The sequence below is a fragment of the Anoxynatronum sibiricum genome, assembly GCF_039414295.1.
GTDB classification, from domain to species: Bacteria; Bacillota; Clostridia; order Peptostreptococcales; family Tindalliaceae; genus Anoxynatronum; species Anoxynatronum sibiricum.
On sequence record NZ_JBCITM010000024.1, the window covers coordinates 1 to 15096 of the forward strand.

Annotated in this window: 14 protein-coding genes; 4 read left to right on the plus strand and 10 right to left on the minus strand. The window is 47.5% G+C overall.

Annotation, left to right across the window (positions count from 1 at the left end; all coding sequences use genetic code 11):
* The first annotated feature begins 293 nt into the window (after window positions 1–293).
* Complete coding sequence (locus AAIG11_RS15845) at window positions 294–1784, plus strand: IS1182 family transposase (RefSeq protein ID WP_343187209.1); 1491 nt, start codon at window positions 294–296, stop codon at window positions 1782–1784.
* Window positions 1785–1796: 12 nt separating this feature from the next.
* Here AAIG11_RS15845 and AAIG11_RS15850 read toward each other — a convergent pair whose 3' ends face one another.
* The 7 genes from AAIG11_RS15850 to AAIG11_RS15880 form a co-directional block, all read right to left on the minus strand.
* The gene (locus AAIG11_RS15850) at window positions 1797–2972 is read right to left on the minus strand and encodes a permease (RefSeq protein ID WP_343187210.1); all 1176 of its coding nucleotides are present in this window, start codon (window positions 2970–2972) and stop codon (window positions 1797–1799) included.
* A gap of 69 nt (window positions 2973–3041) precedes the next feature.
* The gene (locus AAIG11_RS15855; RefSeq protein WP_343187211.1) at window positions 3042–3272 is read right to left on the minus strand and encodes a thioredoxin family protein; all 231 of its coding nucleotides are present in this window, start codon (window positions 3270–3272) and stop codon (window positions 3042–3044) included.
* Between the two features lie 257 nt (window positions 3273–3529).
* A complete protein-coding gene (locus AAIG11_RS15860; protein ID WP_343187212.1) occupies window positions 3530–5551 on the minus strand; it encodes an alpha-amylase family glycosyl hydrolase in 2022 nt (673 codons plus the stop codon).
* Window positions 5552–5871: 320 nt separating this feature from the next.
* Window positions 5872–6933, minus strand: coding sequence for an ACR3 family arsenite efflux transporter (gene arsB, locus AAIG11_RS15865; protein ID WP_425499432.1), 1062 nt, complete (start codon window positions 6931–6933; stop codon window positions 5872–5874).
* A 37-nt stretch (window positions 6934–6970) separates the two neighbouring features.
* Window positions 6971–7339: an ArsR/SmtB family transcription factor gene (locus AAIG11_RS15870; RefSeq protein WP_343187214.1), complete on the minus strand. Its 369-nt coding sequence runs from the start codon at window positions 7337–7339 to the stop codon at window positions 6971–6973.
* A 162-nt stretch (window positions 7340–7501) separates the two neighbouring features.
* Window positions 7502–8227 (minus strand): HAD-IB family hydrolase, encoded by a 726-nt coding sequence (locus AAIG11_RS15875; RefSeq protein ID WP_343187215.1) that lies wholly within the window; start codon window positions 8225–8227, stop codon window positions 7502–7504.
* Window positions 8228–8238: 11 nt separating this feature from the next.
* Window positions 8239–9855: a Na/Pi cotransporter family protein gene (locus tag AAIG11_RS15880; RefSeq protein WP_343187216.1), complete on the minus strand. Its 1617-nt coding sequence runs from the start codon at window positions 9853–9855 to the stop codon at window positions 8239–8241.
* Window positions 9856–10134: 279 nt separating this feature from the next.
* Here AAIG11_RS15880 and acpP point away from each other — a divergent pair, with 279 nt between their 5' ends.
* Window positions 10135–10371 carry an acyl carrier protein gene (gene acpP, locus AAIG11_RS15885; RefSeq protein WP_283407880.1) on the plus strand — a complete coding sequence of 79 codons (237 nt, stop codon included), beginning with the start codon at window positions 10135–10137 and terminating at the stop codon, window positions 10369–10371.
* Between the two features lie 46 nt (window positions 10372–10417).
* Here acpP and AAIG11_RS15890 read toward each other — a convergent pair whose 3' ends face one another.
* From AAIG11_RS15890 to AAIG11_RS15900, 3 genes are all read right to left on the minus strand, one after another.
* On the minus strand, window positions 10418–10783 hold the full coding sequence (locus tag AAIG11_RS15890) for an Asp23/Gls24 family envelope stress response protein (protein WP_343187217.1): 366 nt from the start codon (window positions 10781–10783) through the stop codon (window positions 10418–10420).
* Entirely contained in the window at window positions 10725–11447 is a 723-nt protein-coding gene (locus tag AAIG11_RS15895; RefSeq protein ID WP_343187218.1) for a molybdenum cofactor guanylyltransferase, read from the minus strand. Before AAIG11_RS15895 ends, AAIG11_RS15890 begins: the two co-directional genes overlap by 59 nt.
* Before the next feature lie 77 nt (window positions 11448–11524).
* Window positions 11525–12244, minus strand: a complete 720-nt coding sequence (locus AAIG11_RS15900) for an HAD family hydrolase (protein WP_343187219.1) — start codon at window positions 12242–12244, stop codon at window positions 11525–11527.
* 277 nt (window positions 12245–12521) lie between these two features.
* Here AAIG11_RS15900 and AAIG11_RS15905 point away from each other — a divergent pair, with 277 nt between their 5' ends.
* Together AAIG11_RS15905 and AAIG11_RS15910 are read left to right on the plus strand one after the other, a co-directional pair.
* Entirely contained in the window at window positions 12522–14207 is a 1686-nt protein-coding gene (locus tag AAIG11_RS15905; RefSeq protein WP_343187220.1) for a 2-oxoacid:acceptor oxidoreductase subunit alpha, read from the plus strand.
* A complete protein-coding gene (locus AAIG11_RS15910) occupies window positions 14208–15065 on the plus strand; it encodes a 2-oxoacid:ferredoxin oxidoreductase subunit beta (protein WP_343187221.1) in 858 nt (285 codons plus the stop codon).
* The last annotated feature ends 31 nt before the right edge of the window (window positions 15066–15096 follow it).

A 15096-nucleotide genomic window follows, 5' to 3' on the forward strand; every position in this document is an offset into this window, starting at 1 on the left:
GAACATGGTCTCTCTTTGTCATCATTCGAATCACCCCTTATATCTATATTCGACATCAAGGGGCGAATCTCCTTTTTGATTGCAAGAAAAAAAGCCTATTTTCATAGACTTTTTCAACAACCTCAAACCCCCTGCTCTAATAGCAGGGGGTCAGACTGAAGACAAAGTCACAAAAACCACATAAAAAAGATGAAAAAAGGGAAATTTCTTTGAAAATCAAAAAGGAATTTCCCTTTTTATGTCGAAGTATACATGTAAGGAAACAGATAGAAGGCTCTAGGGAGGGACGACCCATGATCACACGGCAAAAAGAGAAACAACGGACACAGATCGAACTGATTTCACTGGATGAACTGGTCCCAAAGGACCACCTGGTGCGAAAGCTGGAAGCTGCTATCGATTTTTCCTTTATCTATGATCTGGTAAAAGACAAGTACTCCGAAGAACGGGGAAGACCAAGCATTGATCCTGTGTCTTTGTTCAAGATTGTGTTGGTCCAGTACCTCTTTGGAATCCGGTCCATGCGCCAGACCATCCAGGAAATCCAGACAAACATGGCTTACCGCTGGTTCATCGGGTATGGACTGAATGAAGAAATCCCACATTTTACGACCTTCGGCAAAAACTACGTCCGACGTTTTAAAGACACCGACATCTTTGAACAAGTATTTCAGCGAATTCTGGAAGAAGTCATAAGAGCAGGATTTTTAAGGCCAGAAGAAGTGTTCATTGACGCCACCCATGTGAAAGCCAGTGCCAACAAAGGCAAATACCGAAAAGAAATGGTTGAAAAGAGTGTGCGGCACTACCAAGACCAATTGGAAGCCGAAGTGGACAAAGACCGAGCAAATCACGGTAAAGGACCGTTGAAAGAAAGTAAAAAAAAAGTAGAAATGAAGGAACAGAAAGTCAGCACCACCGACCCGGAAAGCGGTATCCTGCGAAAAAGTGAAAAGGAAAAGTGCTTTGCCTACTCCTACCATACCGCCTGCGACCCCAACGGCTTTATCCTGGGTTTAGCCGTTACCGGTGCCAATGTCCATGACTCCACCATGCTGGAAGCAATTCTCAATCAAGTAACAGCGCGCGTAGGTGCACCCCAGTCAATAGCAGTAGACGCCGGATACAAAACCCCTTTTATCTGCAAAATTCTCCTTGAGCGGGATATCCGGCCTGTGATGCCCTACAAGCGTCCCATGACAAAGAAAGGCTTCTTCCGAAAGCACGAATACGTCTATGATGAGTACCATAACTGTTACCTGTGTCCACAAGATAAGATCCTCACCTATCGCACCACCAACCGGGAAGGATACCGGGAATACCATTCCAATCCAGTCGATTGCAGAACCTGCCCTCATTTAGCCCAGTGTACCGAAAGCCGTGACCATACCAAACGGCTCATGCGTCATGTATGGCAAGATTACCTGGATGAAGCGGAACACCTGCGGCACACGACACAGAACAAAACCATCTACGCAAAACGCAAGGAAACCATTGAGCGGGTATTTGCAGACATGAAAGAAAAGCATGGCATGCGGTGGACAACCCTTCGAGGCATAAAACGGGTCGCCACTGAAGCCATGCTTGTGGCAGCTGCCATGAACCTGAAAAAGCTGGCCACTTGGAAGTGGCGCAAGGGGATGACGGGCCCTGGGCCGTCTTCTTTCAAACGATTAATTCTTTTCTTACGCAAAATGCTGGCTCCCACTCAGGGGAACCAGCATTTTGTCTACAGTCTGCCCCCTGCTCTAATAGCAGGGGGTTTTGTGCGTTTTCTACTGTAGTCTTAAACACTTCTAAAACAGATTCCCGTAAATTAATCCGGTGAAGGTGGCCATGACAACGACAAGGCTGACAAACACCACTGTCTTTTTGGTTCCGATAACGCTTCTAATGACCAACATGTTGGGCAGAGACAACGCAGGACCTGCCAACAGCAACGCCAGCGAGGGGCCTTTACCCATACCGGATCCAATGAGCCCCTGAAGAATGGGCACTTCTGTCAACGTTGCAAAATACATGAACGCACCCGCCACTGAAGCAAAAAGATTGGCTCCCAGCGAGTTCCCCCCCACCAGGCTCGCCACCCAGGCTTCGGGAATCAGACCACTGTGACCCGGTCGTCCCAGTAAAACCCCTGCCACCATAATGCCGCCAAACAACAGGGGAAGGATTTTCTTGGCAAATCCCCAGGTTTCATCAATCCATTCTTTCCGTTGTTCCTGATTAAACCAAAACACGGTGGCATATACGGTAATGGCCAGGAATAACCCTGCCAAAATCCATTTAAGGGAGAAAAGAAAACCCCACACGCCTGATGGGTCGGAAGGCCGGGCAAAATTAGCAAATACCAGTACCCCTATCATTGAAAAGAAAAAGACCATGGTTTGCCACAAGGGTCTGTCTTCTCCTGATTCATCCTGGCCTTCAAACATAGCGGCATCTTTTTCATTGCGGTCCGTTTCTTCTTTGCGAAATATCAGATGCATCAGAAGCCCCACCACCACACTGAAAACAACGGCACCAATAGTACGGGCAATTCCCAGCTCCAGCCCCAGTACCTGTGCCGTGATGGTGATGGCCAGAATATTGATGGCCGGCCCGGAGTAGAGAAATGTGACAGCAGGTCCGAGGCCGGCACCCTTCATGTAAATACCGGCAAACAGCGGTAATACCGTACAGGAACACACCGCCAGAATCACCCCTGAAACAGAGGCCACCCCGTAAGAAACCGCTTTTTTAGCCTGGGGGCCCAGGTATTTGATCACTGAATCCTGAGACAAAAAAACACCAACAGCACCGGCAATAAAGAAGGCAGGAACCAGACACAGCAGAACATGTTCCCGGGCATACTCATTTAATAAAGCAAATGATTCCAAAAGCGCTCCCTGCATCACCGGATTTTCAACCGGCATGAAAAAAGCCGCTAAAAAGACCGCCACAATTATACCCAGTTTCTTTAGTTCACTCATTCCAATGCGCCTCCAAAAAGAAAGATCTTGCCCATCAATTGATCACCGATGGGCAAATGTGACAATGCCTTATTTAAGTTTGCTCTTGATTTCGTCAACATTTAAAACCTTGCCTGATGCCACCAGTTTTTCATCCACCACCAGGCCGGGAGTTTTCAGCACGCCATAGGAAGCAATGGTTTTAAAGTCTTCCACTTTTTCAAAAGTAGCAGTCAAACCCAACTGTTCTGCCGCCTCTCGTGCATTGGACTCCAGCGTTTTGCAGTTTTTGCATCCTGAACCCAAAATCTTGATGTTCATTTCAGCACCCCTTTTCAATGATTATATAAATATATCTTTATATATAGTGTACGCTTTCCTCCAGCTGTTGTCAAGCCTAACTTCTCTGAAACCACCATCTCAACATCGTTACAGTTTCATAATTTGGCTCAGTTAATTAATATTTTCACACAGTTGCTTGTTCAGCTTTTCAGATTGAAGGCAAAGAAATCTGGCCAGATCAGCTGACGCCAATCTAAGGAACTAAAAATCTCAGCCATCCTCCGTTAACAAGGCACTCATTCACTTTTTTCAAGCACCATCCCCGTTCGACAGGGCAGGTAGATGGCAATTCCACTGTATGCCGGGTTCAGTCTGAGAGAATAAGTCGAATGAACCACCTCATGGGAAATACGCCCCTGGCCGCCGAAGCGTTTTTCATCAGTATCCAGAATCACCTGGTAGTCACCGGTATCATGGAGGGGTATTTCCAAATGTTCCCAAGAGACAGTGGGGTGAAAATTAAAGAAAAACACATGGTCGTTACTTCGGTAAGCAATCACTTTACGTTCTTCATCCACCATCAGCGTGAGGGGGCTGCCTCCCATCAGTTTGGCGGTTTGCATCAGCTGAAGCATGGCCTGATCAAAGTGCTTCAGATCCTTGTAGCGGAGATTTGGATTGTCTGCCAGAGACCAGAGGCGGCGGCAGTACTGAAAACTCCAACCGTTGCCTTCCCGGGGAAAATCAATCCAATCCGGGTGCCCGAATTCATTTCCCATGAAGGTAAGGTATCCTTCTGATCCCAAAGAAATGGTGATGAGCCGGGCCATTTTATGCAAGGCGACGGCCCGCTCCACTTCCAGATTCTGACTGCCACGATGCATATGCGCATACATTTCTTTGTCTGCCATTCTGAAAATCATGGTCTTGTCTCCCACCAATGCCTGATCATGGGATTCCACATATGCAATGCGTTTTTCCTGAGGCCGGCTGGTGGACAACTCATGCACCATTTGGCCCATTTGCCAGTTTTCATCCGGCTTCTCCAGGGTTTTTACCCAAAAATCCGGCATTCCCATGGACAGCCGGTAATCGAACCCGATGCCTCCGGTTTCAATGGGCAGGCACATACCCGGCATGCCGCTCATATCTTCTGCAATACTCAGGGCATCGGGCCGCAGTTCCTTGGTCAGCTCGTTGGCAAACTGAAGGTAAGTGAGCGCTTCCAGATCTGTGTTGGCGCTGAAATATTTATCATAGCTGTCGAAGGCCGTTCCCAGTCCGTGGTCGTGATATATCATGGAGGTGACGCCATCAAAGCGAAACCCGTCAAAATGGTATTCTTCCAGCCAAAACTTAATGCCGGACAACAGGAAGTGTATCACTTCGTGCTTTCCATAGTTGAAAAGCTTCGAATCCCAGGCGCTGTGGTTTCCCCGTTCACCTTCGTGAAAAAACTGATGAACAGTGCCGTCAAACTGATTAATTCCTTCGGCAATATTCTTCACTGCGTGGGAATGGACAATGTCCATGAGCACGGCAATTCCCATTTGGTGAGCTGTATTGACCAGTGACTTCAAGTCCTCCGGTGTTCCAAACCAGGATGAAACGGCAAAATAATTAGACACATGATACCCAAAAGAAGCGTAATAGGGATGTTGCATCACTGCCATCAGCTGTATCGTATTGTACCCCATCGTCTTTACCCGAGGCAGTATGTTTTCTTCAAATTCACGGTAAGAACTGATTTTCCCCTCTTCCTGTGCCATACCAATATGACATTCATAGATAAAGGGAGGGCGGTGCGGGAGTAGCTGAAAATCTGAGTCTGTCCAATGAAATGACTCAGGAGGATGCCAGATTTGCCCGCAAAAATCATGGGTTTCAGTGTCCTGCACCACGCGTCGAATATACAGTGGAATCCGGTCTCTGGCCGTTCCCTTGCTTACCACATGCACTTTCACCCTGCACTCATGACATAGTGTTTCTCTGCCTTCAAGAAATATTTCCCACACTCCCGCTTCCCTTGCTGTCAACGGGTGAGAGCTTCGGTTCCACCCATTAAAGTCTCCCATGAGAAATAACGCATCTGCGGCAGGTGCCCATTCCCGGTACACCCATCCATGATCAGTGGGGTTGAAGCCAAAGTATTGGTGCCCGTTGGCAAAATCTTTGAACTGGCTTTCATCTCCCAAAAGAGATCTTTTCATCTCACGGTAATGTTTCATGCGCAGTACCAGATCCTGTTCGTAAGTCCCCAGCCAGGGATCAACCTCCAGTATTTTCAGTTTTTCCAGAGGGTGGTTTCGATCATTCATTTTACGTCACTCCCTTCACACATCATTCCAGCCATGTATACCAGCAATCCCGGATCATATTTTCCGGTAATAACCCTTGCTTTCAGATAAAAAGTGGCGCATCATCCACACAACGTTTCATTGCATCGGACAATGCACCCTTATTATATCAGTTATACATGTTTTGGGCACCTGGCATCATTATGAAGTTTCTGGCTTCCTAAAAACCTTGCCTTGCCATAATGCTTGGTTTGTGATAGCCATGATCCTGCGTTCATCTTTTCACTGCTTTCATCTGCTTATTTGACATCCTTCGTTTTCACGATTTCACCATTTATGTTTTAGGCCCTTTTTGCTGTTTCCGGAAACCAGTGCCGTGTTTTGTTGGCGATACGCACCAAGGTTAACATCACCGGCACTTCCACCAGTACCCCGACAACTGTTGCCAAAGCTGCCCCGGAGGTAAGCCCAAAGAGGGTGATGGCGACAGCCACCGCCAGTTCAAAGAAATTGCTGGCACCTATCATGGCTGCCGGTGACGCTATGTTATGGGGCAGTTTCCAGGCACGTGACCAGCCATAAGCGATGGCGAAAATGAAGAAAGTCTGAATGGTAAGGGGGATGGCAATTAACAGAACGTGCAATGGGTTGGACAGGATCACATCACCCTGGAAGGTGAAAATGATGATCAACGTCAAGAGCAAGCCGACGATGGTTACATTGTCAAATTTTCTCAGAAAAACATTCTCAAAGTAATCCAGGCCTTTATTTTTGATGATATGTTTGCGCGAGAAATACCCTCCTGCCAGGGGGATGACGATAAAGAGTACCACTGACAGAAACAGGGTATCGTAGGGTACGATGACGTCACTGATGCCAAGCAGGAATGCCACAATGGGTGTAAAAGCCACCAACAGAATCAAGTCATTCACCGCCACTTGCACCAATGTGTAGGCCGGGTCCCCTTTTGTTAAATGACTCCAGACAAAAACCATGGCTGTGCAGGGAGCCGCTCCCAAAAGCACTGCCCCTGCCAGGTACTCGTTGGCCAAATCAGGCGCGATGAAGTTCTGAAATAGGATTTTCAGGAAAAAGGCGGCGATGACATACATGGTAAAAGGCTTGATCAGCCAGTTGGTGACACAGGTAACCACCAGCCCCCTGGGTTTTTTGGTCGCTGCCACAATACTGGTAAAATCAATTTTCAGCATCATGGGATAAATCATCAGCCATATGAGAATGGCTACCGGAATCGACACCTGGGCATATTCAAAGCGGCTGAGTGTTTCTGGAATCACGGGCAGGTATTGGCCGATGGCCACTCCTATGACGATGCAAGCCGCCACCCAAATTGTTAAGTAACGCTCAAAAAATCCAATTCCCTGAGTATTTTCTTTTTCCACGCTGGACACCTCCTATAATATATACCGCCTTATGAAACTAGCTGGCAAAGATCTTTTTTTCATGACGTTTCAGCGTTTCACAATTTTCGCCACTGGACTCATATGCCTGCAGCCGTTTCAAGTCATCCTGGTACAGTGGTTCCTGATCCATGAACTCTTCAAGATATTTGAACAGCAACAGATGCTTTTTGATAAAATCCTCATGAACTGAGTAGTATATCCACTGTGCTTTTTTTTCGTATGAAATCACATTTTCTGAGCGAAGCCGTGCCAGGTGTCTGGACACATTCGATTGAGTTGTGTTTAAGATAACTTCCATTTCACAAACGCACAGCTTGTCCTTTCTCAACAAATTAAGCATTCGCAGGCGATTTTGATCTCCAAGTGTTTTAAATAAACCGTCCATTTCACACCTCCTAACCATGCTGGTTGTATGAACACATAATCACATTATTACATTTATATATTTGATTACGCTCATATAATACCCCTGATTGTTGACAATGTCAAGTAGCTCTTTCTGCATAAAAAAAGAAACCCTCCAGCATTGAAGTGGTTTCCTTTCACTTTACAAAATTTCCACACTGGCATCGAATTGATAAATCACATCTTTACGCTCAATAATGACTTTGGTTCGTTTGGCCAGTGCTTCATCTTTTTTAATTTCCAAAAGCAGTTCTTTTGCCGGGTTGATGGCCACCGGGTATTTGACCGATTGCAGCATGGTCAGGTCACCTTTGGTATCCCCATAGGCATAACTTAGATCCAAATCGATATCATATTGCTCCACCAGTTCAGCCAATGCTTCCGATTTACTGTGAGAGTCCCACATTTGCTTGATTTCACCGGTAAAGTTGTTCTGTTCATCCACCTGGTACTCGGTTGCCCGAAAGTCATCTGCCCCATATTTTTCTGCCATGCGTTCCACCAGATAATCGGGGCTGCCGGAAACAAAAATAACCCGGTGCCCCTGCTCCTTATGCCAGTAAATCTGATCACGGGTGAACCGATACACCCGGTCACCTTTGGTTTCTATCACCTGGTGCACGATGAAATCAATGTAATGCTTGTTTTGCCCCTTCATTGAGTTTAAATAAATTTCTGCCACTTCCAGCAGATAATCTTCATAGTTGCCCATGCGTTTATCCCAGTTTCTGAAAGCTTTCTGGGCATGACTGTACCAGTATTGAGGGTCGATGATTTCATAGCGAATCAGCCGTTTAAAATGTTCCATCATCAATGAGTCCCGGTGTAAGGTACCATCGATATCGAAAAAAGCAGCAATTTCTCCCATCGGTCAACTCCTTACTTGCGTTTTCCCCTAATTTCGTCCCGAGCAGACAGAGCGATGTTTGCAGCATGGTCTGAGATCCGTTCCAGATTACTGATAATATCAAGGAAAATAACTCCGGCACTGGGAACACACTGGTGAGCATTAAGACGCCCGATATGATTGGCCCGGAAACGCTTTTCAAGCTTATCAACAGCTTTTTCTTTCTCCAGCACTTCTTCAATCAGCTTTTCATTGAGTTCTTTCATGGCTGTCAGCGCCGACTCATAAGCTCCAATGGTCAGATCGGTAATTTCCCTGAGCTCTTCAATGGCTGACTCTGAAAAAATGAGATTGCCATCAAGTTTGAACTGTGCCAGCTCAGCCAGGTTTTCTGCATGATCGCCCACCCGCTCAATGTCATTGATGGTATTAAAGAGACCATCCACTGTCTCACGGTTGGAAGCGGCCAGATTCTGGTTGGAAAGCTTCACCAGGTACGAAGCAATCTCCCGTTCCAGTTCATTGGTGATTTTCTCGGTACACATTACTTCATCTATTTTTTTCTGATCCCGGTCAAAGATGGCATCCATGGCGTCACGCAGCGAACCACCGGCCACATTTCCCATATGCAGGGTTTCTTTAATGGCAGTGCCCAGTGCAATCGCCGGAGTGCTCAAAATCCGCTCATCAATGTACTTAACTCCCTGAATGGTATCTGCACCTCCGGGCACCATCCTGAAAGCAGCCTTAATGAGATAGCCGGTAAAGGGTAGGAGTACCAGCGTGGTGGTAATGTTGAAAATGGTATGGGCATTGGCAATTTGTCGGGGAACATCTCCCGGACTCAGGTATTTGATCAGGTGATAGGTGGGTTCCCGTAATAAAAACACAAAGAGAACTGTGCCGATGACGTTAAACAAAAAGTGAAAGGCGGCCGCCCGTTTTGCAGTTTTATTGGCCCCAATACTGGATAAAATGGCCGTCACCGTCGTTCCAAGGTTGATTCCGAAAAGGATGGGCAGTCCGGATTCGATGGGAATCAGCCCTTCCATGGCCAGAGCCAGCAGAATCCCTGTGGATGCGGTACTGCTCTGGACCATAACAGTGATTCCGAAGCCAGCCAGAATTCCCAGGAAGGGATGCTCGGCAAAACTCACCAAAATATTTCTGAAAGCTTCAAATTCTCGCATGGGGCGCAGCGCATCCCCCATCATTTTCATGCCGATGAACAGCATGCCAAAGCCAATAAAAGCCTCTGCCATCTGTTTGGTTTTGCGATTTTTGCTGAACAACCAAACCCCCACCGCAATACCAATGATCACCGGAGCAAACCGGTCAATTTTAAAGGTGATAATCTGGGCGGTGATGGTGGTACCAATATTGGCACCCATAATCAGGCTGGCCGCCTGAGCCAGCTGCATCATCCCCGCATTGACAAAACCAACCACCATGACTGTCGTGGCGCTACTGCTCTGAACAACGGCAGTCACCAAGGCACCTACCATGACTCCCATGATTCGGTTGGAAGTCAGCATGCTGATAATGTCTTTCAGTTTGTTGCCGGCCACTTTCTGAAGCCCGCTGCTCATCACATGCATGCCGTACAGGAACAGGCCTAATCCTCCCAGCACACCAAATGCAATCTCCATTCTTCATCCTCCCCAACTATCTGTCACTTCGGTGTTCTCTTTTTCACCGGACAGGCAAATCATAACCATTATACACCGACTGTTGAATACTTGCCATGTTTTCTATCCAGATTCATCCTATTTTTTCGCATTTTTGATGCCCTTATCTTAAAAAGACCCCGTCTGAAAAAGTTCGCAGATTTCAATGATAAATCTATAGGCAAACGGATGTGAATATGGTATCCTATTGACGGACGAAAAGCGTTCAACTGAAACTGATTATATAAAAGGAGGATCTTCATGGTGTTAACCACGATTCAAAAAATGATTGCCAGCCAGCTGGGCATTGGTAATCCTGCGGTCATTACTCCCGAAACCAGTTTGCTTGATGATCTGGAAGCAGATTCCCTTGATGCTGTCGAGATCATCATGGCCATTGAGGACGAGTTCGGCTTGGAAATTCCCGATGAAATGGCAGAATCTCTGCGTACCGTGGGCGAGATTGTGGAATATGTAGAAGAACATAAAACGGCATGAAAAAAGTGCTGAACATCAGCACTCGAACTCAGACGACCTGACTCCATCAGGTCGTTTTTAAATGGTTCACATAAATATTCACCTGTTCCACATGAATCTCAGTCATTGTTTCCACTGCCTGTTTCACTTGTTGCTGGGCTTGCTCCACCATTTTAGGAATGGGGATTCCGTAAAGGACTTCAAGTGATAAATTAAGTATCAAATGATCTGCTTCTTTTTCCAGTTGAACACCACTTTTGCTGGTGGTATTTCGACTAAAAACTTTTGCCATGCTTCCCGGAAACCCGCCACTAATGGAAACAATGCCTTCAATTTCAGAAACGGCGTTTCGCGCAATGGTCATGATAATGTCTTCAGAAATACGTATTTTGCCTCGATCGCTGTGAATCACCAATGGATCTGCGGTTGTCATCAGTCATTTCCCTCCTTCTTACAGGCGGCTTTTTCATCCACTCATGGCACCACTGTTGTGCCCTTTCCTTCCAGATTTCCTGAACCATTTCGTACTCTCTGTTGCCATTCACATTGACAAAACAGTTCAACTCAGGGTCAAACTGTCTCAACACCTTTTCGTCAACCGTGCGTACCAGCACATCCTCATAAAAACGGATAACTTTATAATTCTCCCGATCAATGTAACGCCTCATGTAGGGCAGGCAGCTTTTTTGATAAAATGCATGCAAGGGCTGAAAATGACTGCCAATCAATGGCACCCGGACATCTTCACCGTCCAGCAGTTCGATCATGTGTTCAATCACTGCCCGGTTAAGGAGCGGCATATCACAGGGAACTGCAAAAATGAGATCGTTCTTTGCGTGGTAGAGACCTGTGTATAATCCAATCAAAGAGCTTCGACTACCCGGGTTCATAAGATCCTGAACGATACGGACATTATCCAGCATGGGAAATGACTGGGGATGATGGGTCACGATGAGCACTTCATCAAACAAACAATCCAAGGCACCCGCCACCCATTCAATCATGCGTCGGTCTCCCAGGGGGAGCTGCGCCTTGTTGCGCCCCATCCTTTTGCTGGCTCCACCTGCTAAAATGACGCCTGTGATCCTGTGTTTCATCATTGATTTCACCCCGCTGAATTCATTATATCATAATCAGATTCGCCTTAACAGCCTTGTCTGGATCTAAGTCAACTTCACCGCAGGCTGGGAAGTGTTCCCACAAAATCAAGAAAATCTTCCGTGGTGCCGTGATAGTCTGGTGTCATTGCCTGTTTATCCGCCTGAAGCAGGCAGTTAGTCACCAAATAGGTTTGCATCCCCAGTTTACCGGCTGACAAGTCTTCGTGAGCATCATTTCCTACCATGATGGTCGACGCCGGTTCTGTTTGCAGAATATCCAGCACCTCTTGATAAAACGCCACATGAGGTTTGCAGGCGTGCATGGTTTCAAAGCTGGTGATGAATTCGAACTGATCCGGCGACAATCCTGCCCAACCGATCCGCTTTTCAACAGCCTGCAATGGAAACAGTGGATTGGTGGCCACTGCCATTCGATATCCTTTGTTCTGCAATACATGAACGGCTTTGATCATCTGGCTATCTGTTCCCGTTGCTTCTTTCGCCTGTTCGAAATCAGTTTCATAGAATTGCTCAAAGGTCTGAATCATTTCTGATCGTTTTTCTTTATAGGCTTCGAAAAACGCACGGTAAAAGGTTGCTTCGTTCGTTTCGCTCCCTCCCCGGTTATTCAGCATTTCATGAGTGCCTTTCCAGAGAAGCTTCTGAAACACTTCAGGCGGCATGTACTGACGAAAGTGCCCTGTCAGTGCTTTTAAATAATATTTCATAAATCTTTCTTGGTCCATTGGTAATAACGTCCCATCCAAGTCAAACAGAATTGTCCTGATCTCCATTTTTATCTCCTTTGTCTCTTCTCCATAAGGCTACCTGGCACTTATCCCTGCCAGAGTTCAACATAGCAACAACTATTGTTGCTGCGGTTTTCCATTTGGAATTGCCATTCTGTTCTTCATTATAGTGTAATTCATTCGTACTCGCAATGAAAGTCCTGCCTTTCGAAATGCTGTTATCGTTTGAAATGCTGTTACAGTAACCTCGGATACGGGTATAGCTTTGACAGGCTGATTTATTTATCTGACGCTGTAATGGTGTCATAAAGGAGGGAATCGTTTGGACTACAATTTATTGATTGGCGGCTCCGCCGGCCAGGGGATGGACACTCTGTCAGGATTATTGGAACGCAGCCTGAAACGTAATGGCTACCATGTTTTTGTCCATAAGGATTATATGTCACGGGTACGGGGCGGTCACAACTTTATCCAAATCCGTTTCAGCGACCGACCGTTAACCTCTCACCGGCTTTCCCTTGACCTCATCGCTGCTTTTGATGAAACCACCATCACAGAACATCTTTCCCGATTGCACCCAGAAGGGGCGTTGCTTTGCGATGAAAAACTGAAGCAAGATCATCCTCAGATTTTTCACTGGCCGTTGGAATCCCTGGCAAAAGAGGCCGGCAATGCCAAAACTTTCACCACTGTTTTTCTCGGACTGCTGCTTCAGTGGTACGGGTTGCCCCTCGAACTCACTGAAGCCCTCATATCAGAGGCTTTCAAATCCCGTTCGCCGGAGGCAAATTTGAAAGCCCTGCGACTGGGTGCTGATTTGACAGAACCCCATATCTCTCTGCCCTCCGGCAGTGACGACGACCGCCTGCTTATTAGCGGCAACGAGGCCATCGCCCTGGGTGCACTGGCGGCAGGCATCACATTTTACAGTGCCTATCCCATGACTCCTTCCACCAGCATTATGAACTACCTGGCAGCCAAGCAGACAGAAGCCGGCGTTGTGGTGGAACAGGCAGAAGACGAAATCGCTGCCATCAATATGGCTATCGGTGCCAATTATGCAGGCATAAGGGCCATGACAGGCACCTCTGGCGGGGGTTTTTCTCTAATGACTGAGGCCCTGGGCCTTGCCGGTATCACCGAAACACCACTGGTGGTGGCCAATGTACAGCGTCCCGGACCTGCCACAGGCTTCCCCACTCGCACCGAGCAAAGTGATTTAAGTTTTATTCTCGCCGCTTCCCACGGCGAAATTCCCCGAATGATTACCGCTCTAAGGAATCCACAAGAGTCTTTTGCTCAAACAGCGCGGGCTTTTAACCTGGCCGAAAAATATCAGCTGCCGGTGATCCTTCTCAGTGATCAGTATCTGGCCGATTATACGGTCACCATACCACCTTTCAATGTGGCAGGCGTCTCCATTGACCGGCATCTTGATGCCGGGTCCACTTATTCCGAAGAGAATCCTTACCAGCGCTATACCTTCACTGAAGACGGCTTGTCACCCCGGTTGATTCCCGGAAAAATTTCCGGCCAGATTGTCCTTGCTGACAGCGATGAACATGATGAAGAAGGCCATATCACAGAATCTGCTGAGGTGCGTATTCGAATGATGGAAAAACGAATGGGAAAACTGGAACTGTTGAAAGCCGAAGTGGAAGAACCCTGGCATCTGGGAGCTGAATCACCTGAGATTCTCCTGCTGGCATGGGGATCTGTGGCAGGACCTCTTCAGGAAGCACTGCAGCTCCTGGAAAAAGAAACAGATCTGCCCCCCATCGGTGCCCTGATATTTGGGGATTTATGGCCTCTTCCGGTGAACTTGCTGACCACCCTTGCTGGTAAAGCCCGCGTGCTCATGAATGTGGAACAAAACTATACCGGCCAGCTGGCCCGCCTGATTCGTCAGGAGACCGGCATCGCCTGCCAGCGAAGTTATCTGAAATTCGATGGCCGACAAATGGCACCGGAAGAAATTGTGGCAGCTGTTAAAAAGGAGGTGCTTTAAGTGACTGATCCTAAATGCTTCAACTCCTCACACCCCTCGGCCTGGTGCCCTGGCTGCGGCAATCACGCCTTGCTGGCTGCTTTGAAGGAAGCGCTGGCCCAGTTGGATAAAAACCCTCATGAGGTACTGGTTTGCTCCGGCATTGGACAGGCGGCTAAAACCCCTCATTATATTCGAACAAATGGGTTCAATGGCCTTCATGGCCGATCGTTACCCCCGGCTTTTGGTGCCAAAGTAGCCAATAAGGAGCTAACGGTGATCATCAACTCCGGGGACGGCGATTCTTACGGGGAGGGTGGAAATCACCTGATACACAACATGCGACGAAATCTGGATGTGACCCATTTTGTCCATGATAATATGATTTACGGCCTCACCAAAGGGCAAGCCTCTCCCACCACCCGACCCGGTCATACTACGGGGATCCAAACAGAAGGTGTGGTGCTTCATCCCCTGAAACCGCTGGCATTGGCCATCACCATGGGAGCCACTTTTGTGGCGCGGGGATTTGTCGGTGAACGGGAACAGCTTGTTGAACTGATGAAAGCCGCTATCACCCATCCCGGCTATGCTCTGGTGGATATTTTCCAGCCCTGCGTGGTGTTTAATAAAGTTAATACCTTCAAATGGTATCAGGAACACACCTACCAACTTCCCGAGAGTTACGACCCTGGTAATCGCACGGAGGCGCTTCAAAAGGCCTTTGAATGGGAAGAGGGCATTCCCCTGGGGATTCTCTATCGCGAAGAAAGGCCAACATATACTCAGTTAAATGAAGTGCTGCGGGAAGGACCACCACTGGTGAACCGCCGACTGGCACCAGAACGGGTCATCCCTTTCTTCGATGACTTTCGTTAGTGGCTCTCTCCCACTGAATACGAAGGGCAGC

Excerpts from the sequence above, each read along its gene's own strand:
- AAIG11_RS15870 (WP_343187214.1), bottom strand. The coding sequence starts at position 7,339 with ATGGACGGTTTATTTAAAACACTTGGAGATCAAAATCGCCTGCGAATG.
- AAIG11_RS15855 (WP_343187211.1), bottom strand. The coding sequence starts at position 3,272 with ATGAACATCAAGATTTTGGGTTCAGGATGCAAAAACTGCAAAACGCTG.
- AAIG11_RS15845 (WP_343187209.1), top strand. The coding sequence starts at position 294 with ATGATCACACGGCAAAAAGAGAAACAACGGACACAGATCGAACTGATT.
- AAIG11_RS15900 (WP_343187219.1), bottom strand. The coding sequence starts at position 12,244 with ATGGAGATCAGGACAATTCTGTTTGACTTGGATGGGACGTTATTACCA.
- AAIG11_RS15860 (WP_343187212.1), bottom strand. The coding sequence starts at position 5,551 with ATGAATGATCGAAACCACCCTCTGGAAAAACTGAAAATACTGGAGGTT.
- AAIG11_RS15895 (WP_343187218.1), bottom strand. The coding sequence starts at position 11,447 with ATGAAACACAGGATCACAGGCGTCATTTTAGCAGGTGGAGCCAGCAAA.
- AAIG11_RS15850 (WP_343187210.1), bottom strand. The coding sequence starts at position 2,972 with ATGAGTGAACTAAAGAAACTGGGTATAATTGTGGCGGTCTTTTTAGCG.
- AAIG11_RS15890 (WP_343187217.1), bottom strand. The coding sequence starts at position 10,783 with ATGACAACCGCAGATCCATTGGTGATTCACAGCGATCGAGGCAAAATA.
- acpP (WP_283407880.1), top strand. The coding sequence starts at position 10,135 with ATGGTGTTAACCACGATTCAAAAAATGATTGCCAGCCAGCTGGGCATT.
- AAIG11_RS15880 (WP_343187216.1), bottom strand. The coding sequence starts at position 9,855 with ATGGAGATTGCATTTGGTGTGCTGGGAGGATTAGGCCTGTTCCTGTAC.
- AAIG11_RS15875 (WP_343187215.1), bottom strand. The coding sequence starts at position 8,227 with ATGGGAGAAATTGCTGCTTTTTTCGATATCGATGGTACCTTACACCGG.